At 36.1% G+C, this 22,476-nt stretch carries 32 protein-coding genes and 2 pseudogenes; 1 reads left to right on the top strand and 33 read right to left on the bottom strand.

The window, feature by feature from the left end; all coding sequences use genetic code 11:
* Positions 1-49: 49 nt before the first annotated feature.
* The 27 genes and pseudogenes from ABK447_RS09870 to dcm all read right to left on the bottom strand — a co-directional run bounded on the left by ABK447_RS09870 (position 50) and on the right by dcm (position 15,865).
* The gene (locus tag ABK447_RS09870) at positions 50-349 is read right to left on the bottom strand and encodes a hypothetical protein (RefSeq protein WP_096034946.1); all 300 of its coding nucleotides are present in this window, start codon (positions 347-349) and stop codon (positions 50-52) included.
* Between the two features lie 207 nt (positions 350-556).
* Positions 557-985 (bottom strand): dUTP diphosphatase, encoded by a 429-nt coding sequence (locus tag ABK447_RS09865; protein ID WP_197200352.1) that lies wholly within the window; start codon positions 983-985, stop codon positions 557-559.
* A gap of 328 nt (positions 986-1,313) precedes the next feature.
* Positions 1,314-1,760 carry a hypothetical protein gene (locus tag ABK447_RS09860; protein WP_197200295.1) on the bottom strand — a complete coding sequence of 149 codons (447 nt, stop codon included), beginning with the start codon at positions 1,758-1,760 and terminating at the stop codon, positions 1,314-1,316.
* Complete coding sequence (locus ABK447_RS09855; RefSeq protein WP_104843482.1) at positions 1,760-2,008, bottom strand: glutaredoxin domain-containing protein; 249 nt, start codon at positions 2,006-2,008, stop codon at positions 1,760-1,762. Before ABK447_RS09855 ends, ABK447_RS09860 begins: the two co-directional genes overlap by 1 nt.
* Positions 2,005-2,412 (bottom strand): annotated as a pseudogene (locus tag ABK447_RS09850) (ribonucleotide-diphosphate reductase subunit beta); the annotation flags it as partial. The pseudogene ABK447_RS09850 and the gene ABK447_RS09855, both read right to left, overlap by 4 nt.
* A 176-nt stretch (positions 2,413-2,588) precedes the next feature.
* Entirely contained in the window at positions 2,589-3,110 is a 522-nt protein-coding gene (locus tag ABK447_RS09845) for an HNH endonuclease signature motif containing protein (protein WP_072589213.1), read from the bottom strand.
* 107 nt (positions 3,111-3,217) lie between these two features.
* A pseudogene (locus ABK447_RS09840) lies at positions 3,218-3,745 on the bottom strand (ribonucleotide-diphosphate reductase subunit beta); the annotation flags it as partial.
* Between the two features lie 300 nt (positions 3,746-4,045).
* Entirely contained in the window at positions 4,046-7,300 is a 3,255-nt protein-coding gene (locus ABK447_RS09835; RefSeq protein WP_197200296.1) for a ribonucleotide reductase N-terminal alpha domain-containing protein, read from the bottom strand.
* A complete protein-coding gene (gene nrdI / locus ABK447_RS09830; protein WP_197200297.1) occupies positions 7,263-7,658 on the bottom strand; it encodes a class Ib ribonucleoside-diphosphate reductase assembly flavoprotein NrdI in 396 nt (131 codons plus the stop codon). The genes ABK447_RS09835 and nrdI overlap by 38 nt, the downstream gene beginning before the upstream one ends.
* Positions 7,655-8,005 carry a hypothetical protein gene (locus ABK447_RS09825; RefSeq protein ID WP_038458556.1) on the bottom strand — a complete coding sequence of 117 codons (351 nt, stop codon included), beginning with the start codon at positions 8,003-8,005 and terminating at the stop codon, positions 7,655-7,657. Before ABK447_RS09825 ends, nrdI begins: the two co-directional genes overlap by 4 nt.
* An 18-nt stretch (positions 8,006-8,023) precedes the next feature.
* Positions 8,024-8,173 carry a hypothetical protein gene (locus tag ABK447_RS09820; RefSeq protein ID WP_020954075.1) on the bottom strand — a complete coding sequence of 50 codons (150 nt, stop codon included), beginning with the start codon at positions 8,171-8,173 and terminating at the stop codon, positions 8,024-8,026.
* 64 nt (positions 8,174-8,237) lie between these two features.
* On the bottom strand, positions 8,238-8,420 hold the full coding sequence (locus tag ABK447_RS09815) for a hypothetical protein (RefSeq protein WP_197200298.1): 183 nt from the start codon (positions 8,418-8,420) through the stop codon (positions 8,238-8,240).
* Between the two features lie 40 nt (positions 8,421-8,460).
* Positions 8,461-8,655, bottom strand: coding sequence for a hypothetical protein (locus tag ABK447_RS09810; RefSeq protein WP_068947568.1), 195 nt, complete (start codon positions 8,653-8,655; stop codon positions 8,461-8,463).
* A 19-nt stretch (positions 8,656-8,674) separates the two neighbouring features.
* Positions 8,675-8,809 carry a hypothetical protein gene (locus tag ABK447_RS09805; RefSeq protein WP_068947567.1) on the bottom strand — a complete coding sequence of 45 codons (135 nt, stop codon included), beginning with the start codon at positions 8,807-8,809 and terminating at the stop codon, positions 8,675-8,677.
* Between the two features lie 13 nt (positions 8,810-8,822).
* A complete protein-coding gene (locus ABK447_RS09800) occupies positions 8,823-8,960 on the bottom strand; it encodes a DUF1653 domain-containing protein (RefSeq protein ID WP_236822294.1) in 138 nt (45 codons plus the stop codon).
* 89 nt (positions 8,961-9,049) lie between these two features.
* Positions 9,050-9,241 carry a hypothetical protein gene (locus ABK447_RS09795; protein WP_197200299.1) on the bottom strand — a complete coding sequence of 64 codons (192 nt, stop codon included), beginning with the start codon at positions 9,239-9,241 and terminating at the stop codon, positions 9,050-9,052.
* Between the two features lie 47 nt (positions 9,242-9,288).
* On the bottom strand, positions 9,289-9,609 hold the full coding sequence (locus ABK447_RS09790) for a hypothetical protein (RefSeq protein ID WP_197200300.1): 321 nt from the start codon (positions 9,607-9,609) through the stop codon (positions 9,289-9,291).
* 392 nt (positions 9,610-10,001) lie between these two features.
* A complete protein-coding gene (locus ABK447_RS09785; RefSeq protein WP_160228879.1) occupies positions 10,002-10,349 on the bottom strand; it encodes a hypothetical protein in 348 nt (115 codons plus the stop codon).
* 14 nt (positions 10,350-10,363) lie between these two features.
* Positions 10,364-10,759 carry a hypothetical protein gene (locus ABK447_RS09780; protein ID WP_160228881.1) on the bottom strand — a complete coding sequence of 132 codons (396 nt, stop codon included), beginning with the start codon at positions 10,757-10,759 and terminating at the stop codon, positions 10,364-10,366.
* Positions 10,760-10,791: 32 nt separating this feature from the next.
* Positions 10,792-10,971, bottom strand: a complete 180-nt coding sequence (locus ABK447_RS09775; protein ID WP_020954083.1) for a hypothetical protein — start codon at positions 10,969-10,971, stop codon at positions 10,792-10,794.
* Positions 10,972-11,002: 31 nt separating this feature from the next.
* Entirely contained in the window at positions 11,003-11,473 is a 471-nt protein-coding gene (locus ABK447_RS09770; protein ID WP_160228883.1) for a hypothetical protein, read from the bottom strand.
* A gap of 32 nt (positions 11,474-11,505) precedes the next feature.
* A complete protein-coding gene (locus tag ABK447_RS09765; protein WP_160228885.1) occupies positions 11,506-11,682 on the bottom strand; it encodes a hypothetical protein in 177 nt (58 codons plus the stop codon).
* 26 nt (positions 11,683-11,708) lie between these two features.
* Positions 11,709-11,936 carry a hypothetical protein gene (locus ABK447_RS09760; RefSeq protein ID WP_160228887.1) on the bottom strand — a complete coding sequence of 76 codons (228 nt, stop codon included), beginning with the start codon at positions 11,934-11,936 and terminating at the stop codon, positions 11,709-11,711.
* A gap of 793 nt (positions 11,937-12,729) precedes the next feature.
* Complete coding sequence (locus ABK447_RS09755) at positions 12,730-13,488, bottom strand: hypothetical protein (RefSeq protein WP_197200301.1); 759 nt, start codon at positions 13,486-13,488, stop codon at positions 12,730-12,732.
* A 186-nt stretch (positions 13,489-13,674) separates the two neighbouring features.
* Positions 13,675-13,872 (bottom strand): hypothetical protein, encoded by a 198-nt coding sequence (locus ABK447_RS09750; RefSeq protein WP_197200302.1) that lies wholly within the window; start codon positions 13,870-13,872, stop codon positions 13,675-13,677.
* Between the two features lie 279 nt (positions 13,873-14,151).
* Positions 14,152-14,370, bottom strand: a complete 219-nt coding sequence (locus ABK447_RS09745) for a hypothetical protein (protein ID WP_197200303.1) — start codon at positions 14,368-14,370, stop codon at positions 14,152-14,154.
* 46 nt (positions 14,371-14,416) lie between these two features.
* Entirely contained in the window at positions 14,417-15,865 is a 1,449-nt protein-coding gene (gene dcm / locus ABK447_RS09740; RefSeq protein ID WP_238810246.1) for a DNA (cytosine-5-)-methyltransferase, read from the bottom strand.
* A gap of 140 nt (positions 15,866-16,005) precedes the next feature.
* Here dcm and ABK447_RS09735 point away from each other — a divergent pair, with 140 nt between their 5' ends.
* Entirely contained in the window at positions 16,006-16,353 is a 348-nt protein-coding gene (locus tag ABK447_RS09735; protein ID WP_197200304.1) for a hypothetical protein, read from the top strand.
* A 62-nt stretch (positions 16,354-16,415) separates the two neighbouring features.
* On the opposite strand, the gene ABK447_RS09730 is transcribed toward ABK447_RS09735, so the two are convergent.
* Genes ABK447_RS09730 through ABK447_RS09705 form a run of 6 tightly spaced genes read right to left on the bottom strand, consistent with a single transcriptional unit; the run spans position 16,416 to position 22,472 of the window.
* Positions 16,416-16,934 carry a 5'-3'-deoxyribonucleotidase gene (locus ABK447_RS09730; RefSeq protein ID WP_072589230.1) on the bottom strand — a complete coding sequence of 173 codons (519 nt, stop codon included), beginning with the start codon at positions 16,932-16,934 and terminating at the stop codon, positions 16,416-16,418.
* An 8-nt stretch (positions 16,935-16,942) separates the two neighbouring features.
* Positions 16,943-17,440, bottom strand: coding sequence for an AAA family ATPase (locus ABK447_RS09725; protein ID WP_163113697.1), 498 nt, complete (start codon positions 17,438-17,440; stop codon positions 16,943-16,945).
* Positions 17,437-17,595: a hypothetical protein gene (locus tag ABK447_RS09720; protein WP_165882056.1), complete on the bottom strand. Its 159-nt coding sequence runs from the start codon at positions 17,593-17,595 to the stop codon at positions 17,437-17,439. The genes ABK447_RS09725 and ABK447_RS09720 overlap by 4 nt, the downstream gene beginning before the upstream one ends.
* Before the next feature lie 4 nt (positions 17,596-17,599).
* Complete coding sequence (locus ABK447_RS09715) at positions 17,600-17,803, bottom strand: YorP family protein (protein ID WP_014417936.1); 204 nt, start codon at positions 17,801-17,803, stop codon at positions 17,600-17,602.
* Between the two features lie 11 nt (positions 17,804-17,814).
* Complete coding sequence (locus tag ABK447_RS09710) at positions 17,815-18,516, bottom strand: 3D domain-containing protein (RefSeq protein WP_349909938.1); 702 nt, start codon at positions 18,514-18,516, stop codon at positions 17,815-17,817.
* Positions 18,517-18,542: 26 nt separating this feature from the next.
* Complete coding sequence (locus ABK447_RS09705; RefSeq protein WP_197200306.1) at positions 18,543-22,472, bottom strand: DNA polymerase III subunit alpha; 3,930 nt, start codon at positions 22,470-22,472, stop codon at positions 18,543-18,545.
* Positions 22,473-22,476: the final 4 nt, after the last annotated feature.

Here is a 22,476-nt window from a genome sequence, read left to right as displayed (position 1 = left end):
AATTATAATACATCTCCTTATTTTATTTTTACCCTATAAATAACTATGCTTAATCAAACAGCTCGCCGGCTCTCTTCATGTCTTCGATTTCATCACTTACACTTTCTTTGATTGCGTGAGGCAGCTGGTCAATTCCTCGTTGTATTCTTTTCTGACCTGTATTTCTTATATGTAAAGTTAACTCTTTAAACCCTTCCATTGCTTCGTCTGATATTAAATCAAACATCTGTTGAATCTTTGCTAATAAGCTTATGTATTCTTCTTCATCTTCACTGAATAATGCCAATCCTTTTTCAAGCTCAGCAATTTTATGAAGATGTTCTTTAATTTTATCTACATAATTGTTCATTTAATCTCACCTCACTTTTCTATAAAAGTCTTCTTTTATTGAGATGTTCATCCCATCAACATCCCTGTATCGACGCCTTTTTGTAAAACCTTATCCTGAAACAACCTCTTTGTTTGGCATAATTATTGAGCTTTTTGAGTATTTTAAGTTGTACCCTGGCTATGACCCTCCACTGGACAAACATCATGATCTAAGCCAGGGCTTGTATTACTTAGTCCCAGTTGATCCGTGACCTCCTCGATCATCGTTGCCTAAATGATCTACCTCAATCAATTCAACTGCAGGCATCTTCTCCATGATTCTGAACTGACAGATACGTTCCCCTTTTTTAATTTCTGTATCCCGTAATGCATAAGCCGGAAAGAACCAGAAATCATTGTCTCCCTTGTAGGACTCATCGATAACACCCATTGAGTTTGTCTCAATGATGCCAAAGTTTTTAAATGTGCTTGAACGCGGAACAACATGAGCCTCATAACCTTCTGGTAGCTCCATTGCCACTCCTAACGGGATAAGTTTAAATTCGTCCTTTTTGATTGCAACATCTTCAGATGCTCGAAGATCAATCCAATCCCCTTGCTCAATTTTGCTGATTCTTGTTTGTGTTTGGTCTAGGTATTTGATTTTGATTTGCAAATGCGGTTTTGAGTTTAAATCAAATAAATTATGCTCCGGTTCATTAAAGAAATTGCTGTCTTTATCTTTTGAGAACTTCCCAATTAAAACATGATATTGACTACCAAGATTAGAACTAGTAACTTTTTGACCACGTTGGCCACACTTCCTACAAATCCAATTTATAGTGGTGCAAGATCCTCCAGCAAATCCAGATGAAGCATATACCTTATCATGATTTTTACAGATTTTCATTTAATCTCTCCTTGTCTCTGTATAATATTGTTTACTTTTCAAGATCAACTTTGTATTCCTGAGTTACAGTATGCTTCGGTAAAAAGAAATCATATCATTTTTCCTTAAATGACTGTTTTTCATCGAACATGAACCTTACAAATTTATTCGTATATTCATAGCGATACTTTTTCACATATGGAGTTTTATAGTCTCCTTCTTTTACTCTAGAAGTTTCTGCTTTAACTTTATGTACTGACTTAAACCCTTCCTTTTCACTTACGAAATAGAAATATTGTGTATCGTCAATGATTCCTGAACCAAGTACAAATTTGCCGCTGACATTTGAGGAGTCTTTGATTGAATATACATTTACCTCTTCTTCTAATACTGCGTGGCTTTCAAAGGGACAAAGCAATCCAATCACTCCAACACAAAAAAGTGTAACAATGGCTGCCACGATCCCACAGAACAAAGAATAAATTAATTCTCCGTAAGTATCTATTAAAACGGCTATTGCTGTTATAACAAACACAATTCCAGCCAATATCAATAATCCCATTATTGCCCCCTTAAATCATTTATCAAGGCGTCTAATTCATCAGGTTTAAAACCAATACTTCGGTTTACTTCCTCCTCTTGTTCATTAAGCAAGATAGTTACCGGCACCCCCATTACCTCAAATTGCGCCGCCACTTCTGGTTCCTGTGTAACGTCAACTGTCTCATATTCAACTCCTACTTCATTTAAATAATTGGATACCATTTTGCAGGGATTACAATTGGGTTGCTCTAATTTAATAATCTTCATGAAATTGCTCCTTTGTTATCAAAAATGAAATCAGAATCCTTTAATGGTTCAACGGTTGCTTTTTTATAACCATTCCCCTTTTGGCTAAAGAAGTCATGTGACTTGGTCTTTGTGCTCAATCCATTAATAACAATTGGATTAACATCCTCTTCTTCAAACCAATGATCAAAGCCCAGATTGTTTAATGCTTTATTTGCGTTGTATCTGATGAATTTCTTTACATCTGGAGCTAAACCAACCTGATCATAAACATCTTCTGTATACTCCAATTCATTTTCATAAAGCTCCTGCAGTAAGTTCAGAGCCCATGTATATAATTCTTTTTGCTTCTGAGGAGTTTGATTCTTATATATCTCTTGAGCTAATAAACCGATGTATACGCCGTGTAGCGCCTCGTCTCTAATACCTTTAGTTCAACCGAGTTCGCTACTCTCGGCTCGTTGCCCTGTCGCAACCGCCTTACGTTACCGTAAGGAGCAGACTATATCATCATCCCTGTAGGATGCCTCCCGTTTCGATTTAAGGGGTTCTCACCCACGCCAATAGCTTGCGCCCTACTCGTTTTGCGGAATTTCGCCGCCTATGCGATAGTCGTTGAACGTTCTATGCGATCCCATAAAGTCTTCCATCTTCTTTTATGTCGAATCAGACTAACGTAACGAGGGTGAAGGCTGTATTTTTCACCAGCTTCAACATTATTCATTCCAGCAAGCAAATCATAGATTAAATTTGTTGCCTCTGAGTCTGTGAGCTTTGACATTGAATTACTTTCTCCAGGTTGTCCTGACATTAATCCAATTTTCATTGCGTGTAGAGTATTTTCTTTAGGTGTAACTATCTCTAAATTCCGAACGTGATTGTTTAGTTTATTTCCATCTATGTGGTTTACAAACATTCCTTTTGGTATTTCATGAATAAAATATTTTGCGACTAACCTATGTACTAAAAAGTTCTGTGTTCCTTTATTCGGATGCGTGTATCCTATCATTTCATAGCCATGTGGAGTAATAAATGTCTTTCTTGGTTTCTTTAATTTTTTTGATATGATAACTCCCGTTTCCGTTATCCACCAAGGTGCTTCTTCGACTTCTTTCCTTATCATTTTCACCTCCTTTGGGTTCGCATAGCTTCGCTGCTGATTGTCCTAAAAAGGATTTTCCAGCAATTAGAGAGGTTCACATTTGCCGTTGCCGACAAAAGGGACTATTAAATAATCAGGTTAATAATCTCTCCACTCTGCATGAGTTTCCCTTGTCCATAAAAGTAAAGTGGATAATAAAACCCTGAATAGAAAAGGAAACTCTCCAGAAACACAGATGCAACCATTGCTTTGAATAAGGAAATTTCATCGTTTTTCTGAACTGCTTTATAAATTGAAACAATTGTTCTTGCTTTCTTTTGAAGAAACTTATTGTTTTTCACCCAATCAAACACTTCATTGATCTTCTCGGTTGGAGCCAAAGTTAGAAAGATGTTGCTGTAAGATTTTGCGTGCACCGCGTTTTCCATCATCGCCATAAAGTTTAATACTGCTTTTCGCTGATGGCCTTCGACGTGCTCGGCCACAATCGGCATGCCTGTGTTCCCCTGCTCTGTGTCCAATAATGTAAGCCCAGCTAAAACTTTCATATAAGTATCTTGTTCCTTTGTTCCAAGATACTTCCAAGTGAGAAGATCGCCGTTTAATGCGATCTCTTCCGGAAGCCAAAACTGCTTTACGTTTTGGTTGTAGAACATTTGGGTGAAATCATCTTCATGCTTTGACCAGTTTGCTGCTGTATATTGCGTCAATTATTAGTCCTCCTTCTTAGATATAAACTCTTGTTCAATTGTGAATTTCCCTTCAGGCAATATAATAGGTCTATCATCAGCAGACCTATAATTAACATCAAATAATACGTTGTCGTAAGTTAGTGCGTGTTTATTAAGGGTTTTTATACATCCGCCCTTTAGGTGACACCCAATTAGTACTGACTTTTTTCTTTTTCTCAAATACCAAACTGCCAATGAACTTAACATCTTTCAGCGCCTCCTCGCTTAAACCACGCAACTCAAGCACGAATCCTGCCCTGTATCCTTCGTTCGAGCATAATACAGCGTCTTAATTCCTTTATGATGCGCATATAAGTCGATCCGGTTTAAATCTCTTGTCGTCATCGTATCCTTTAAGAACAACGTAAAAGAAATTCCTTGGTCGACGTGCTGCTGAATTGTTGCAATTAGATCAACTACCTTAAACATATCCATGTCGTATGCTTCCTTATAAAAGAACCAATTCTGAGCCGATAAACCTGGCATTGGATAATATGTCTTACTGTTTCCGTATGTACGTTCCTCGATTCTCTCCATAATAGGCATTACACCGGCCGTAGATGATTGAACGTATGAGATGCTTCCTGTAGGTGCAATAGCCTGCCTATACGAATGATACAAGCCATATTTCATAACATCCTCTTTAAGCTTCATCCAATCTTCAATGTTAGGAATATGTTGATCTCCAAACAGGTTTTTAACCTTTTCATATTTAGGGCTATAATCATTTGTCACGTACTTATCAAAATACTCGCCTGATTTGTAAGTTGATCCGTGAAACTTGTAGTACGTCTCCCCTGTTTCTTTTGCAATTTCCATTGAACGTTGCAGGGAGTAGAAGTTAACCATCATAAAGTATGTATTTGCAAAGTCTTTTGCTTCTTCACTTTCATAAGCAATTTTATTTTGAGCTAGAAAACCGTGCAGGTTCATCTGCCCTAGACCAATTGATCGCATTAGTGTATTTGCTCTCGCAACGGCTGGGGCATTTACAATGTTTGTTTTCCTTGTGACAGTTGTCAGTGAGTCAATTGCTATTCTGACCGTTGAAGCAATTGATTGGTTGCTCATTACATTTACAATGTTCATTGAACCTAGATTACAGGAGATATCTAATCCAATTTCATCTTCCTGATCGTAATCTGTATAAGTTGATACTTGTGATGCTTGGAGCACCTCTGAGCAGTTGCCAGTAACAATCCCATTGAAAATCAGGGAGTGATAGTCTTCCTGTGTTGTATCATAAACATCCTCAACACCATCTTCTACAATGCTGATAATTTCAGTTGTAAAATCATGCTTTGGCTTTCTTGACTTAGGTTGCAATGTCACAGTTAGCAAATTGAATTTATAAATATCGTATTCTTTCATTTCAACAACACTCATAAACAACTCTCTTGAGTTTCTATCTTGAATACTTAGTTTGTGTGTTGGCTTTACATTGTAGAGCTTAGAACCGCCTTTCCCATCAGGAAGGAGTTCTTGTGAACGCTTGTTGTTAGAATAGATCGTTGTATAAATACCCATGTTCAGTAATAGCTTCTGAACGTCCTGAAGGCTCTCATAGTGAATGGATGTTAACTCAATAGTTAATGCTTTGGCTTTATGATTTGCATTTACGCACCCATCAGTCTGAAATAAACCCGATAAATAAGCTGCTTGCGTTTCCTTATTAGCTTGAAAAATGAATTCTGGGACTCTTGTTTTTGTTCCTTTGTTCATACCGAACTTCTTCAAGATGTCAAATAAGACAGTGCTATTCATGTAGAGCAAATCCTGTTTATCTGGATTGGCCATATTAAATGTTGGAACCAGTGATGTATTGTGTTTATATACACGATCGAGTTTGTGTTTTTGTATAACCCGATGTACGGCTTCAGTAACTTTCTGCTCAAGAACTTTTTTATTGTCATATAAATAAATCTTGGCAGTTTTATCGGTAATGGTTCTATCACCAGCAATAATACCCATGATGTAAGCAAGATCTGGCTCATGAATATCACCGTATGCTCCTTCAGCTGATTGGACTAATAGTTTATCGCCCGTTTTCAGTTGATTCAATTGGAGCTTTTGAATTTCACCATCTCTTTTCACATAGAATTTGTGCCACTCAGTTGCCCTTATTTCATATCCTTGCTTCGTTTTGACTTTAAATATTTCCGCATCTTTTTTAGTCAATTGCATTGGAATTGCATCTACTATTGAAGTGCCTTTGCTGCCAACTGCAAAATCTTTTGTTCTATTATCAATGACCACTTTAAGATCATTCTGCTTTTTGTAAAGATCAGCTGCTTTTTCATATCCATTCTCAGTTAAAAGAAGTGTTTCTCCAGTAACGCACAAATTAGAAAACTTCACTTTTGAAATATGTTCATTTGGATGCACTTTATTTACGTTGTCAGCAAACATGATATACGGATAGCCCGATTCGCTCCTAAGAATGGCCATATGCTCTAACAGCTTTCGAGCATTCCCCTTTGCTTTCCTAACTTTAGGGTTTTCAACAAGCTCATCATACATTTTATTGATATCCATCTCATCAAGATACTGCCCATACTCTTTGTAAACTGAATGAGGATAGAACATGTAAAAGTCCTTATCTTCTCTTGCCAATTCAATAAATTTATCAGGAAGAACTACACCAATAGACAGTGTTTTAACTCGGACATCTTCATCAGCACTTATTTTTTTAGTATCCAGGAAGTCTGTGATGTCTGGATGGAATACACTTAGATAAACTGCTCCTGACCCTTGTCTTTGTCCCATCTGATCTGCATACCTAAAAGCATTATCAAGAAGTTTCATCACGCCTACAACGCCTTTTGTGGCGTTTTCAACATCTTTAATCGCTTCGCCTTTGGCTCTTAATTTATTTAAGTTTAATGCTACGCCACCACCCACTTTAGACAGCTGCATGGAAATATCGATCGCCCGTGAAATATCATTCAAACTGTCTCCCACTTCAAGTAGGAAGCAACTCACCATTTCACCTCTGCGCTTACGTCCGGCATTTAGAAAAGTAGGTGTTGCCGGCTGATATTCTTGTTTCATCATGACGTGTACTTCCTCAACAGCCTTTTCATAATCACCATCTGCACAATACAAAGCTACAATTGAGACGCGATCTTCATATCTTTCTAGGATTTTTGTTTTGTCGTTTGTTTTCAATGCATAGTCATTGTAGAATTTAAAGGCACTCATGAAAGATGGAAATCTGAATTTGTAACTGTAAGCAATCTTATAAATTGATTTAATCTGCTCAAATGTATATTCGCTTAAGAATTCTTCTTCGTAATAATCATTTTTAATCAGATAATCCAGTTTCTCTTTTAAATCATGGAAAAAAACTGTATTTTGATTAATGTAATCAACAAAGTAACTGTGCACGGCCTCCTTATCCTTCTCAAATTGAAACTTACCGTCTTTCTGAATCATGATCTCATTATTGAGCTTGATCCACTTTGGTATTGTGTTTGTCAATAAGTTGTACCTCCCGATTAATCTTCTGCAAATCTTGTTTTGTTCCACTTAGTTCAAACTTTAATAACAATGGTACGTGGAACATTGCTGAAAGTTTGTCCCCAGCTAAACCATAGTTATCACCCCAAACCTTGTTACCACTCACAACAACACCTTTTATTTTATTTTTATTCATAATAATAAAATTCAAAGTCCTTTCAGGCACTTCCCCAAAGCCTATCGTATATGTAATATGTATAAATTCTTCTTCAATGATTAAGTCATCTGTAATTTCAATGACATCGAAGTTTAACTCCCTTTGTAAAGCTTGAGCAAACCTTTTCACATTGCCTGTCTTGCTTTCATATGTAATAATCAATATTCTTTATATTCTCCGTTAACCAAACTGTTGGTGGTTGTTTCTGCTTCATTTTCAGCATGATGAAAAGCTTCAGACATTTCTAAATTAATGTCTCCCATTTCAGCATAGCCTTTGGCCATTTGAGCTTCATAGTCTGATAGCTCTGTCATCGGTACTGGAATGTAGTTATCCTTCTGCTCTTGCGTGATAACCATTTGATCCCCTTCAAGATTGGTCGCAATCAGTTCGCCTTTTAAAGCAGTGTATGAGCCACCATTTTTCATATGTACTTGCGTATTTTCTTTTGCTTCATCCAAGGTTACAAAGTGACTGCGCTTAACGTATAACTGTTTAGCAGCTCCCATTCCACAACTCCCTTTTCTCTATTTTTTGTTTTTATCTTTGTCATGTCTTACGTCTAACTTATCCATATCATTGAGAATATGGTCAATAACAACATCGCTGAACTTACCGTAGACCTTATATCCAATTAATTTGCTTCTCAAATCTCTCCACTTTCTTGCTGCACTCATTTTGCTTCCCCTTCCTATGAAACTGTGATTTTATCTAGATTTAATCCGTATCTTTTTGCCCTCCTTACTCTTCTTCAATCGTCCATCCGTTTAATCTTGCGTACTTTAATTTTCTTGAATATCTATGTTTCCACTCGTCCCACCTTTTCGTTTCCCCGAGCGTAGCGAATGGATCTTGTTTTTTCTGTTTTAAGAGAATATCACCAACCCATCTAGGAACTGACGGTTTATAGTTACTTTCCGACATCTATTCGTCCTCCAATTGTAAATTTCTGTATCTTCCTTTATTATTGTTTTGGCCAGCCCTCTCCAAGGAGCTTTTTAGCTTCATCAACATCTGTGAATCTTTCAATTTTGTGTCTATAGTCATCGATCCATCGGTAAACACATACTGCATTTTCTTCAACTTTCATGACAGTGTACTGCTGCATAGGATCTTCTATAAGGTGAAGTTTCTGATCTTTATAAAATCCTTGAATCATTTAATGTCCTCCTCTTATTTTATTGAATTACTCTTACCTCATGTGGTACTCCACTTTCTTCTTGAGCATACACAGCATCATTATGAGCCTCAATAGCATCATCATAAGTATTAACAAGTGTTCCCATGCAATAAAGTCCATATTTTTTATTCATTTTCATCATCCTTTTAGTTTATTTTTGTGAATCTCTTAATCTCTTTACCATCAACAACCACTTTTCCAAGGAACATGTCTTTAGGTCTTGCCCAAAGAACTCCGTCATGGTCTTCATATGTAACCAGCTTTTCTTCTGTTTCAGTGTGAATAGCCTCTCCAATAACCTTGTAAATGCCACCTTTATAGTGTTTAAAATGACATCCGATAAAATCAAATGTGTCTATTGTAGCTTTCCTCCTTAAACTTCCTCTAAATGCAACACAAGAACATTTTTATATGGATATAATTGAATCTCATCCCTTGTTTCTTCACCATCAATCCTGAAGTTAACTGGTGTGTCGCCGTAAAAATCAAGTTGATCTTGTAATGCTTTAATTACATCACTTACTTTTGGGTTAATTAACTTGCTATAAATCTCATCATAAGCCACGGGCTTTCCTCCTCTTCCTTTAAAATCATCCTTTTAATTAATTTCTTTTAAGAAATAGTTATACATGGCTCTTGAACTTCAAATTCCAATCTGGTTACTTTTCTTACTGAAAAATGAGCATCTCTTTTAAATTTAACTGGGATAACCGAAGGTCTTTCCACCCCATTCCTGCTTACACTTAAGAATACTTTCTTATCTAAATAATTATAGAGAGTGTGATAATCAATAGCTTTTTCATCGGTTTCTAAGAAAATATGCTGGTTTTCCTCATACATCTCACAATTTTCGAATTCCATGATTCCGATTTTGTTATTAGGTAAATATTTATTTTCAATGACTTTGTACAGTTCTGCATTTTTGATTTTCATTTTAAAACCCCTTTATTATTTGTTTAAAATAAAACTTTTAACCGGTTATGCAAGAACTCCGTTCCAGTCATTAAATTCTTCAATATCCTCGTTCTTTTCCTTCTGTCGCAATTCATCTGCTTCTACTCTTCCAATAATTTTTTTAACTTGTTCAATTAGACTCCATTTTCTTAAACCTGAGTATATGATTAACCCCGGAACTCCAGTGCCTGCAGCTAATGTATTTTTCGTAATAAAATCCTTAACCTCCCATTCTAAAATGTGCTATCGTAAAACTTCCCCTTCTTTAACGGATAATTTAATTTCATATGTACCTCTAGCCGTTGTAATCTTCTTTGTTAATTCCATAACATCACCCTCCATGTATTTAAGTTCATGCGAGTTTCTCCTTGTTAGATAAACAGTGTGCTCACATACAGAACGATCAGTGCAAAAGCTGAATACAATAACGACTTGCCTGCTTTCTTGAAGATGTGTTCGTTTTTTTCTTGATCTGACTGTTTTACACCTTTGACAAATATATTGAGTAAAACACCAATAACAAATGCATGAGGTAAAGTGACATGGACATTTTGAATGTTGTATGTATCAATAAGCAAAGGATTTAACACGTGATTCAATCCATAATAGACAACTAGTGACATAGTCAATGCTTCAACAAAAATGAGTAATCCAACTACAATCAGAGAACCTGATCCGATAAAGAAACCGTTCCAAATATCCTTTGTATCCTTATTCAATAAATTTCTCTCCTTTAGTCTTTTTTAATTAGCCTCTTCCACCAAGAAGCTTTAGTAAGCCTTTGTTTTAGACCATCACTGCTTTTTACTTGCTCCTCATTGAGTTCTTCGCATTCCTTCAAGCTTTTTTCATCTACAATTGTCTTGATCACTCTGTCGGTTTGATATGTCCATTCGTTATGTATGTTTCGCTGCCTGTCAGTCACTATGACATATTCGTTAAGTCCAGGGATATAAACTTTACCTCCAATTTCTATAGGCTCAATATCTATATAGCCCTCGAAGATTGGTTCAGTACGAGTTACCTTACACACTGGCTGAGTAATCCACCTCTCTGTGCCTGGGGCACGGTGTGCGTAATAACTTTCTTTCATAACCAATCCTTCAAATGTTGCTTTATGGCGTCCCACTCATTCACCTCCTTACAAGGATGTCTTTAACGTTACATTTCATTAAATGCCGTTATTGCCACCAATAGTTGTTTGGCCTCAACTTCTGCCATTTGATCTCCAATTTGCACTTTTACCCATGTATCTGGATAATCAATACTCTTAGTTGCCAGGAGTTTCAGAGTTTTTCTGTTTACTCCTCTTAATGTGAATTCGGATGTAATGTCTCTCATGGTTTTCTCCTTTCTTTATAAAAATTGAATTTTAATCTAAATGCTCCATTACAATTTTTAGATAATCTTTATAGTCAATAGCAACCACACTTTCTCCTTTAACAAGTTGTTCACTTTTAACTCCAAAGAACCATCTGTCATCTATCCACTGACGACCAGTCATGTTATTTAAACCAAGTTCATCATGAGACCTAAAAGGACTCACCTCTTCAATTTTCTCAATCATAGCTTTAATTTCTTTAAAATGCTTAGATCGTTTTTTGATAGCGTAAAATCCGTCTTTTGGATTTTTAACAATGTCATTTTTAAATACTTCATACGCTTCGGTTCCTTCATAGACTCCGAAATATTCAGAGTGGTAAAACGAGAAGCCTCCCTTGATTCCATACTTTTCTTCGAATTTATCGAAGAAGGCGTTAATGCCGTTTTTTCGTTTCATCTCAGACTTATACCAATCACTATCCTGTTTTACTTCGTAAATCGGTGCATTTAAGGTTTGCATATTCTCATTCTCCCTTTAATTTAATAATTTATTTAGATATTGCTGAGGATCAATAAGATAGCCGCACTCATGAACGCTGAACCAGAAATCGCTAATATCCATGTAGCAATTAGAGGTTTTATTCTCCTTTTCATTCCATATGTATCTATTGATACAAAACCAATCAACAAAAGACCAACAAGTTCAAGAATATTAATGGCTAGTTGCATTATGTTCCTCCATGTTTTTCAATTTTTCAGCTTAGTCCAACTCTATTTAGGTACTGTTCAGCTTTTTCCATCGCTTCTTTTTCAGTAGCCGCTTCAGCTAATTTAAATGGTGCTGATGGGTCTTTGATTGTAAACATTTGTCCATCAGTACTTTCAACAGTTGCATAGTAGGCTGAATGAAGCTCCTTTGTACCTTCCTTCATAAAGCTCATACGTTTTGCTCCAACCTTGCCTGTAAATTTAACTTTTGACATCTTCTATCTCTCCTCATTATTTGTTTTGATTTGTCGTATACTGCGCTTGCCCGGGAAATTATGAATATTTCATTCTGGCTATTTCCCTTCACATTGTTCATATCACTGTAAGAATAACTCCAAGAATGAGTGAACATCCTCCTATTAAGAAAACCGTAATATAAAATGGCTTACCTTCTTTAAAGTTTTTATTCTCAACCAAACATGCCAATCCATTTCCTAAGAATATTGAGCCGAATAAGATTAGACCCAGTATCAAATATGAAATTTCATTCACCTCGATTCTTGATAAAAGGAATATTTTATTTTTACTCTAAAAATAACTGCAAGTAATCCAATGTCTTTTCTAATTTCATGTCTTTACAATTTTCAATACATTCTTTCTTGATTGCTTCTCCGCATTCTTTATGTACCGCGAATTCCTTATATTCTTTGTTGTCAGCTATTCTTATGTAATAAACGATGTCGCCAATGTGATCCTTGCATTTAACACACTCCAATGCATCACCTCGCTTCCTATATTTCTAATATACTCGCTTTCACCCGAACAATCAATAACTATTTTATTTTTATTCTAAATATTTTTTTAAAAGTAGGAGAGTTTCCTCCCCTACAGTACAATAAGGCTGCCGCTAATGGTCTTCAGTTCGTTTATGAAATACACGAACAATTATTGCTGCTATGAATAATAAGGCAAACAACCCAAAAGCCATTGATCCATCCTTTAAAATTATCCCAAAGATCAACAATGCGCAACCAGACAAAATAAATAGTATTTTACTTAAGATATTGATCATTTACACTTCTCCATACAATCAAAGAATGCATTTACACCAATAATACCAGCAGAATTTACACAAGCATAGCAAGCAGTCCCCGCTGTTGCTGGAACACCAGCTGTGCATGCAGCTCCACATAAAATAGCTAAACCGGTAATTGCCCATTGGCTAATATTCTTATCACCTAAGCAATCTGATACGCATCCAGTCCAACTCTTCTGAGCACTCATCATGTTAGATGAACTTACTTTGTCCTCTGAAGTTTGTTTTGTTTCAAAGACCCCTGACTTGTCCTCATCCTTAACACCATTAACCCAATAATTCATTTCGTTTTGAGTACTGCTGATTTTCTTCATGTCAACTTCATAGTACTCTTCAATATTCATATCGCTATCAAACGAAACATTGAATGAGCTAACTCTGTCTACTTTTTCAGTATCCACGTATAAATAAGAAACCGAATAAGTTACTGTGCCATCATCATACTTGATACCTCTAACTGATGCATTATCAAATACCTTTTCGTTTGATTTATGATACTTAATGTCTCCATCTTCAATTGCTTTTTCTGCCTTGAATAGAAGTTTTTCCTTAGTCTTTTTACTCACATCAATAGTGTGATCTGCAATAAATTCTGCCTCTGATTTTACTTTATCCTTGTCGACATTATCTGTTGAGATTGTGCTCTTTGCATCACTGTTCGGAGGAAATGTTGAAAAGGCTAGGACAAATACGGCAACTAGTGCTAAGATCGTTCGATAAAAATTGTTCATTAAAATATCCCCTTTGTAAAAATATAATTCGCTCTGGCACCAATACTTATCAAACAAACAATCTCATAAATCACCTTCTTTCTTTAATAAATGCTACCAATCATATAAATAATTGTTAAGAAATACTACTGATTTTGAATATTAAGTAACACAGATGTCCTTATAACAAGGGGATATTGCTCACCTTTATAAACAACTTATGTAATTTTGTAATTCCTTAGATTTAGTAAAAATCTCACCGAATTTTTTGTCTATAGTTTTCCATTGTCTTTCAGATGTTGAAGGCAACTCATTTTCAAGGTAAATGAACAACTCATCAACTCTGCTGCTAAGTTGATCCATATTTTGCACAAGCGTTTCTTTTATTGGATCAAATATGTACACGGATCCGTCCTCCCTTATGAAAAGATAATTATTGCCTTGCTGTTGTTATTTTTTATGTATGGAGAATATTTTCGTTCAAGATAATTCCTTGACGTTCCTTCACCAATGCTCACGTTATAAACGATCTTTACTTTATGTATGTCTAATGCCTTTCGTTTTGCCTGTTCAGCTGATAGTGCCTCAATTATCAAAGACGTATTTTCGTCCTTGTGATCTTTACATCTAACATAGTACCTTTTCAATAAACATCCCTTTATCCTTTCTTTTTATCCTGTTGTATTAATCCTCTTTTAGGTAAGTCTTAAAAAACTCTTCTAGGTTTGCAGCAATTGCACCGACAACTTCTGCATAATGTGTATGGCTCTTCTCTTCGGATTTTAAAAACTCAACTGCAGACTTAGCAATCGCTTTTATTTTCTCCTCGTCTAATTTTCCGCTTCTTACTTCGTCTTTAATCTTTTCGGCTTCCTCTTTTAAACTTTCTGGATAGTTCACCACAGACTCCACCTCTTATATTTTATTTTTATTCTTTAAAAGACAAATTTTATTCAGATTCTTTATTAACGTATGTATGTATTAATTCCTTGAATATTGATTCAAGCACAGTTACAGTAATTGAATTACCGGCTTGCTTATATAATTGTGAGTTACTTATTCCCGCTGCAAAAGCTTTTTCAAAATCTTCATCATCAAAAGCTTGTAGCCTAAAGCACTCTAACGGTGTTAATTTTCTAATTCTGTATTTTGGATATTCTCCAATTGCTACACCGTGCCTGTCAATAGTATTTACCGTAAATGCTGGTTCACCATCGTCTTTAAATCTTCTTCCATTTTGTCGCTTTTCTTCTCTTTCAGGAGTTAAAACTGGTCTTACCTCAACGACAGCGTTTTGTTTTTGATTTCTGTTCAATCCTCTCCAATCGGAAGCAGAAAGTGTATGAGATACGTCAAGTTCTCTGCCAAGCCCGCTTTTTCTTGAGTACTCTACTGCAATTTTTAAACCCTCTCCTTTATTAGTGGTAATAGTGGGGCTTAATCCAGACGAATTGTATACGTTACCATTCATTCCGTTTCCGGATGGATTGATGTTACCTACTTGTTCAACAACAATTTTAGGTTCTCTGTGGCCGCCTCCCATAGTAGTTAATGTTGGCGATACCCCTTCAGGCGAGTCTACTCGCCTGATTGCATCATGCCCTCGTAATTCAACTCGTCCAATAAGCTGACATTCATCAGTTTCTTTCATATTAAGACCTCTTGACGACAATTCTTCAATCAGCTTTGCTGTTTTATCTTCGTTCAAATAGTATTTCTCATCGACATAAGCTTCTAATAAATCTTTAAGTCTCTTACTAGTAGAAACTTGCTCTGACCAGTTAAAGTTAAAGCTATTAATCTTTAACTGCTTTAATCTCTTTTTCCCCTTAATTAACACATCCTTTCTGTTAAGATCCAGCTCCCATTCTTCATTTTTAATTAAGTCTTCTCTAATTCCAATTATGTATAACCGCTCTCTATTCTGAGGGACATTGAAGAATTTTGAGTTAAGCAGTTCTAGATCAATTCTGTAACCAACCTCACTAAAAGCTTCTGCCATCACATTTAAGGTGTTGCCTTTATCATGATTAATTAACCCTTTAACATTCTCAAAAACAAAGAATTTTGGTTGCTTTTCCTTAAGAGTTTCAATGTATTGAAAAAACAATGTTCCTCTTGTGTCTTCAAACCCTCTCCGATGACCGGCTATACTAAAGCTTTGACAAGGTGACCCTCCAACTAAAAGATCAAATTCAGGCAAAAACGATTTATCTATCTTACTTACATCACCGTAGTTTAGCTGCTCATCAACGTTGTGAATCGCACAATATGACTTAATAGCATATTTATCAATTTCACTAAAGCCAACCAGTTCATATTCAACCCCAATGTTTCTTAGTGCAGCTTCAAACGCACCGATTCCACTAAAAAGACTCATTACTAGTAGTTTACTCAATAAACAACCTCCATATATTTTATTTTTATTCTAAATAAAATTGATCTTTTAATCGGTTTCACAAACACTTCACACATTTCAAATATTTTACATGTTAGACTAGGGTTGTACTTACAATCAAAACCTAGGAGGTAATCCTTATGAAAAAGTTTTACAAAGGATTGATTGTTTCTGCTCTATCGCTTACAACACTAGCTCTCCCTGCATTCACATCACAAGCTTCAGCCCTAACACCTGTCAAATCAGTTGACCAAGTTAAGCAGCTAGGCGATCCGCTCGGTACAGTTGATTACCACATGCTTAGGAATTCTAACGTATCTCTATTAAAAGGTTACACCCGGTGGGAAATTGTATCTGGAAGCAACCTTATAAGCATTAGTTCCAGTGGTGTCGTATCCTCTCATTCAACTTTAGGCACAGCAATGGTTTACGCGTATGACATTAACGACAATTATGTGATTTATAAAATTACAGTAGAAGCACGTTAGTTTACTAAGGAGTGTTAATTCACTCCTTTTAACTTTATTTTCACTCTAAATATAATGATATTTTAAAGTAATTTCCGTTCAATCTCTTCCCAATTCATAACACGAATAAATCTATTGTCATTCCTGTTATGCGGTGCATCAAATAGTATCTTCATTCCATCAAATGTTTCTAAGTTATGTACTCCGTCATCAACCATGATATCTGCTTTAATTATGTTTTTATTGCCACAAAGCACCACATTGCTATGTGGAATAAATGGAAAATGCTCTGTAAGCCATTCTAACTTTGCTTTAAGGGATTCCGGATGGTTTGTTGCTGTAGTAACAACATATACTTCATATTTCTTCGTCAGCTCCTCAACTATCCTCTGACTTCCTTCTATAACATCCAGATTTCTGAACAATTCGTAATCCAAATGTCTATAAACATTGTTTTGGGTATTTGTATATTTGCTAATATTCCAGCACAGTATATCTTCCTCTTTTAGAAAAGGATCGTCATAGGCGTTAATGTAGGCTACCCAATCACTTAGTAAATCAGCTAAAACTTGATCCATATCAATTGCAATTACTTTCTTCATAAATCCCCCTATCCCATTAAAAAGATTATGTCTTCAGCAATTTCTTTGCTAGGCCACTGCTCTGTATCCCATGAATATGTATGTAATCCTGTATCGCTCATTACTTCTCTGTATAACTCTAAGACCGGTTCAATATCTCGATCATTTATGTATTCATCACCACGTTCACTTAAACGCTGCTTAATAACTTTCGGATCAGCATGTAAGTAGATCACCTTGGCTTTGTCTCTAATCTTCTCCTCAATCAGCCTTTGCTGTTCTTCCGTTAAGATTGAGTAATCCTTGAACTTCCTCGCATAAACCAAATTTGAATATATGTATCGGTCAATAATTACATTGTCCTCATCGGCTAGCTTATTAAAGTGTTCAAACAGCTTCTCATTACCGCTCTTGGCCAATTCAAAGCTGGATCCCTTTATTACCGGATATCCGAGTTCTTTGCTTAGCTTATCTGCTACTGTTGATTTATAGCAGCAGTCAGCGCCTTCTAAAATTATCATCGTCATTTATCTTCCACCCTTCTTACATTGCTGAAGCCAAGCACTCTATATGAGCCGTCTGGATACTCAACTTCTAATTGCTCATGTCCTTTATCAACTTGTGCAACAACACCAATCTCTCCTGTGAAACCAGCAATCACCTTCTCTCCCTTTTTGAACATACAATTAACCTCCTTTAGCTGGATTTAATTCATGCTCCTTGAAGAATGTAATATCACCTGTTTCATCACTGACCGCGTAATCATATGTCGCAGAGTGAAGCAACTCAATAATTTTCCCCTCCCGTCCAACATGATGAGGACAAGCGTTCTTTGCATTCTCATTTATGATGACTTTTAACCCTTCTGGATAAGACCAAAACTTCGGCAATTAACCGCCTCCTAACTAATAATCGAGATTGTCCCATTTTGCTTGCCAAAATTAATTGCGTCACGCTCGGTTGCTACAAGCAAGTCCACTTTATTTCCAACGATTGCGCCTCCAGTATCAATTGCAATTGCTTTGAACGTTTCCCCACCAATGCTTATTTCAACAATTGAATTCAAGGGAATGACACTTGGATCGGTTGCAATAACACGATACCCTTTGTAATAGATTGATTGAGTAACATCAACACCTGTTCTAGTTGTTCCTGTGCATCCTTCTTGGCAGTGGGCAATATAAGCACTCAGCTTAACCTGGATGGTTTTCTTTGCCGCCGGTGGCTTGTTTCCTTTGATTATGATTTTATTTTTACTCTTAAAAACTCTATGCTTTGCCTTTTCACCTCCTCTCATGTGCCTTTTCTTACTTTGCTTAGGTTTAATGAGTTTTGCTGAGATAATCTTCTCTGTATGCTTTTTTAATTGTTGTTCTTTGTTCGTTTGAGCTTTTTTAAATAACCGCAAGACAATATTCTCACTTGATGGGATCCTAATCTGTCTAGGCTTCTTATAAAATGATTCTTTTATTAAGTCTTCATTTCCCTCTGTTTTATGTAAATGCTGTTCATAACTTATGTAAGAAAAAGTGGTTAAGGGAATTAAAATCATCATACCATAAACGGACTTGAAAATGTTCATTTTTATTTTATTTTTATTCATAAAATTTTTATTGATAATCCTGCCTCCTATGCCTCAGCTCTTTTGGTTGTTAGGCTGATATTCCCTTTCCTATCAACATGATCAATTCTACAGACCGTGTGGCTATAGATGCTGTTTTTATATACTTTAGGAATAAAGTTGTTGCCTCTTCTGAAACCAGTGAACATGAGCAAAGTTCCTCTGGTATACCAAGACTTCTCAACAACCTCTTTCTTGCCGCCGGCAACAGGTCGAGAAATCTGTTTATTATAATGTCCAAAGCTGCCAGCCCACTGTTTAACTGTAACCACTCCTGTAGGTGTAAGGAGTGTGATGGTGTGCTTGTTTTTATCCCTGTCTAATACGGTTCCTATAATTCGAGTCGTTTCATATTCATACAGAGTTTTTCCTCGCCATTGATATGGTTTCCCTTTGATCGGCTCTTCTGGCAACTCATAGAAATCAGCAATATCATACTTAGCAAAGTTAACACCAGCAAGTTCATGATCGTTATAATAATAACTCAATGAATCCATCTCCCATTTACCAAGAGATCCATCGGCATACTTAGACCACTCTTTCTTAAGTGAGCAATTGTTAAGTCCACTTAAGGCTTCTTCAGTCGATATCCAGTTTTTGATTTTGGACATTTTACTGTCATATTCTTTTTTAAACAATCTTTCTGATACAACAAGTTGACCATTAATCATATCAACGATTCCGCTTTCACTGAAATGTTGATTGTAAAAGTCGGAAGACATATCATCTAATAAGAAAAGCCTGTCTTTTGGAGATTTCATTGTCTTGTAAACCTTTTTGCTGATGTATTCTTTGAAACGGAAGAATCTAATTTCTAAAGCATATTCCTGGGGAACAATATTGTTTTCGATTAGCATTTTTAAATTCGATAAAGTCAGTTTGGTTTTAGGCTCAGATATCAAACTAATAAAGGATTTCATTATTTTTTGTCTATCACCAAAAGAATCAAAACAACCACCTTTTATTAGTTGGATCATCTGTCCTTTTTTAAGGATGCTACTTTTGAACATTCTTTCGATGAAGTCGTCAAAGTCACTGTATGGCCTATTTACAATTATTTGATGAACAACATCGTCACCAATTCCATTCATTCCTTTTAATCCAAATATAATAGAGTTACTTTCCGTATCTGCTTTAAAACCAAAATTTGCGCTATTGATATCAGGTAAATCAACTTTAATTCCTCTTTTTCTGATATTCCCTATAGCTGCAGCCACTTTCCCATAGTTTGTGGCGGCTGATTTTTTGGTGGCCTGATCTTCTTCGCTCTCAATTCCACCACTGTTGACCGTTAAACAAGCTGTGCTCCAATACAATGGGTTGTACTTATAGTTAAGGTTCAATTCTTGAAGAGCAATAATAGAATATGCAAGAGTATGCAGGCTGCTGAACGAGTATCCGAATTGTCTTTTAAATTGTACTTCCCAGACATATTTTAAAAGGTTTTCAGATGTTCCCAAGCTTCGCCCTTTCTCAAAAAACATTGTCTTTATTGCATCAATCATTTTTTTGATTTTTTTGGCTATCCCTTTTCTTAGCTTATTAGATTCTTCAATGGTAAACCCAGCAATTTCTTTGTCCATGGATAGCATCATAACTGATTCCTGTGTATCTGCGATCCCGTATAGACCTTCTTCTGGTTTATATAGATGTTTTTTAAGTACATCCATTTCTTCTGAACTTAAATTGTAATTTCTCATTTCTTGATACCAGTGGTCGATGTCTTTTTTAAATCTTACATATGTATCTACAGGCTGTTCTTCCCCTTCTGACATCAGTCTCATTAAAGAATTTGTTACGGCTGTTTCCAATAAGTTTTTCGGCTTAACTTTAACAACGGATTGGTTGCCCACTTCTGTATCAAACTGAAACAAATCCATTATTTCTCCTTCGCCAGCCATTTCCCATATTCTCTTAGAGTTATACTCCAAAGTATCTGGATGCAAATACTTAGTATAAGTTCTTTTTAAAGTTCCTTGGGACTCTATTTGATTGTCTTCGATAAGCTGGTCTAAGGCTACTCGAATTTTATCTAATCCCTCAATAGTCAACAGATCATACTTAACTGAACCCATTGCTTCACTGTCGCCCATATTGAACTGTGTGATATATGCTCCTTTTGGTGTCCTCATCATTGCGTTTGATTTGGTGTATTCATCATTGAATATTAGGACGCCGGCTGCATGAGAAGATCGTTTGTTAGTTAAACCTTCAATTTTCAGACAGGTTTCTTTCAGATTGGGATATCCCTCGACCTCTCTAATAAATTCCTTGATAGGCTTTCTACCTAATTTTTCATTGCCAAAGAAGCAATCGGAGAGAGTCCAGTTTGCTCCCCTTTCAAATGGAATCATTCCACTTAAATATTGAGAGATATCATTATCAATTCCTAAGCCTCTGCAAGCAGTTTGAAGTGCGGATTTAGATTTCTCAGTTCCAAAAGTGCAAATCTGCAGTACTCTTTTTTCTCCAAACTTGTCCCTTAATGCTTTTAAGATTCTTGGACGCTTAGATCCTTCAGTATCAATATCGATATCCGGCAAATCTGGTCTCGATTTATGTATGTGACGCCAATGAGGAAGGTTGTACTGCATTGGGTTAATTTGCGTAATGTCTAACAAGTAATTTACTAAAAAACCTGCTGCGCTCCCCCTTGCTGCTCCAACTAAGCTGTCTCCTCCACATTCATCATCCCAAATTGTATTGATGATTTCCCGGACGGTAACATAATAAGATGACATGGCCTGTTTTAGCTTCTCACTAATTTCCCATAGCTCACCCAATTCTAGATCAATCCGTTTTAAAATTGAGTGCAACTCTTTTCTAGACATATCCTTTTTCATTAGCTTTGCCTTAAAACCATCTTCAATTAGCTTTAACAAATACCTGTCCTGTTCTTCATCAGATTCAGCCATTAATTTTATATATTTATATTTCTCATAAGCCGGCTTGAACAAATGGGATAATTCAAACTCAGGTAAAGCCATTTTTGGAATAATTGGTTCGTGCTCAATAGTATAGTCTTCAATCATCTCTCCAATTAGCAATGTGTTTTCAATGGCCTCTTTGATTATCTCTTTGTCCATGTAGTCCATTCTCTCATGAATTTCATCAACATTCTGAACAAAACATGCCTCATAAAAAGAGTCGACTTCTCTCTCTCCATCCTTTGCGTTTAAAAAGGCTTGATGAATTGCCCTGTCTTCCGGTCTAAGAAAGTGTGCATCGGTTGTGACAATCACTTTCAATCCATAGCCGTTAGCTATATCAACAAGTTTCTTATTACAATAAATCTGTTCTTCACTTAAAGCTGGCTGAAGCTCAATAAAGAACTTATCTTTCCCAAAGACTTTTACACACCATGTTATAAACTCATGAATTTTTAATTTGTGCTGCTTGATTGACTGAATGTCTCCGCTTTCTTCGCATTCTTTGATTCTGAGTAAATTGATATTCACCTCAGAGCCAAGACAAGCTGTTGTAGCGATAATATGACCTGGATCTTTGCTAAGCAGTTCTTCTACATCCTTTTTAACTGTTGGCACTCTTTCCATTGTTCCTGTGTAAAATGAATTTTCCCAGGCTTGTGAAGATAGTATTCTTAGCTGCTCGTGTCCTTTAGGGTCAATTGCCAACATTAGAAAGTGCGGAAACTTTGTCTGTCCTGACTTATAGTTATCGCGGACTTCTTCCAGTGAATCGACTAAATATGCTTCATTCCCCAATATGAGTTTAAAATCTGCAGGCATATCTCCCTTCTTCTTCATTTCTCTGACAGTCTTAATCGCTTCCAAATGCGCTGAAAGAACCTCATGGTCAGTAATAGCCAATCCTTTATAATTCATCTGAACAGCTGTCTTAAGCAATTCTCCAACTGAGTTTGTTGAATCGAGTAGTCTTATGTTACTTTTATCAGTGTGGCAGTGACATCCAATCAATTTT

Origin of the sequence: Bacillus sp. hwrm1, from assembly GCF_040207805.1 — a bacterium.
Lineage (GTDB): Bacteria > Bacillota > Bacilli > Bacillales > Bacillaceae > Bacillus > Bacillus velezensis.
This window is presented reverse-complemented; position numbering and strand designations above follow the sequence as displayed.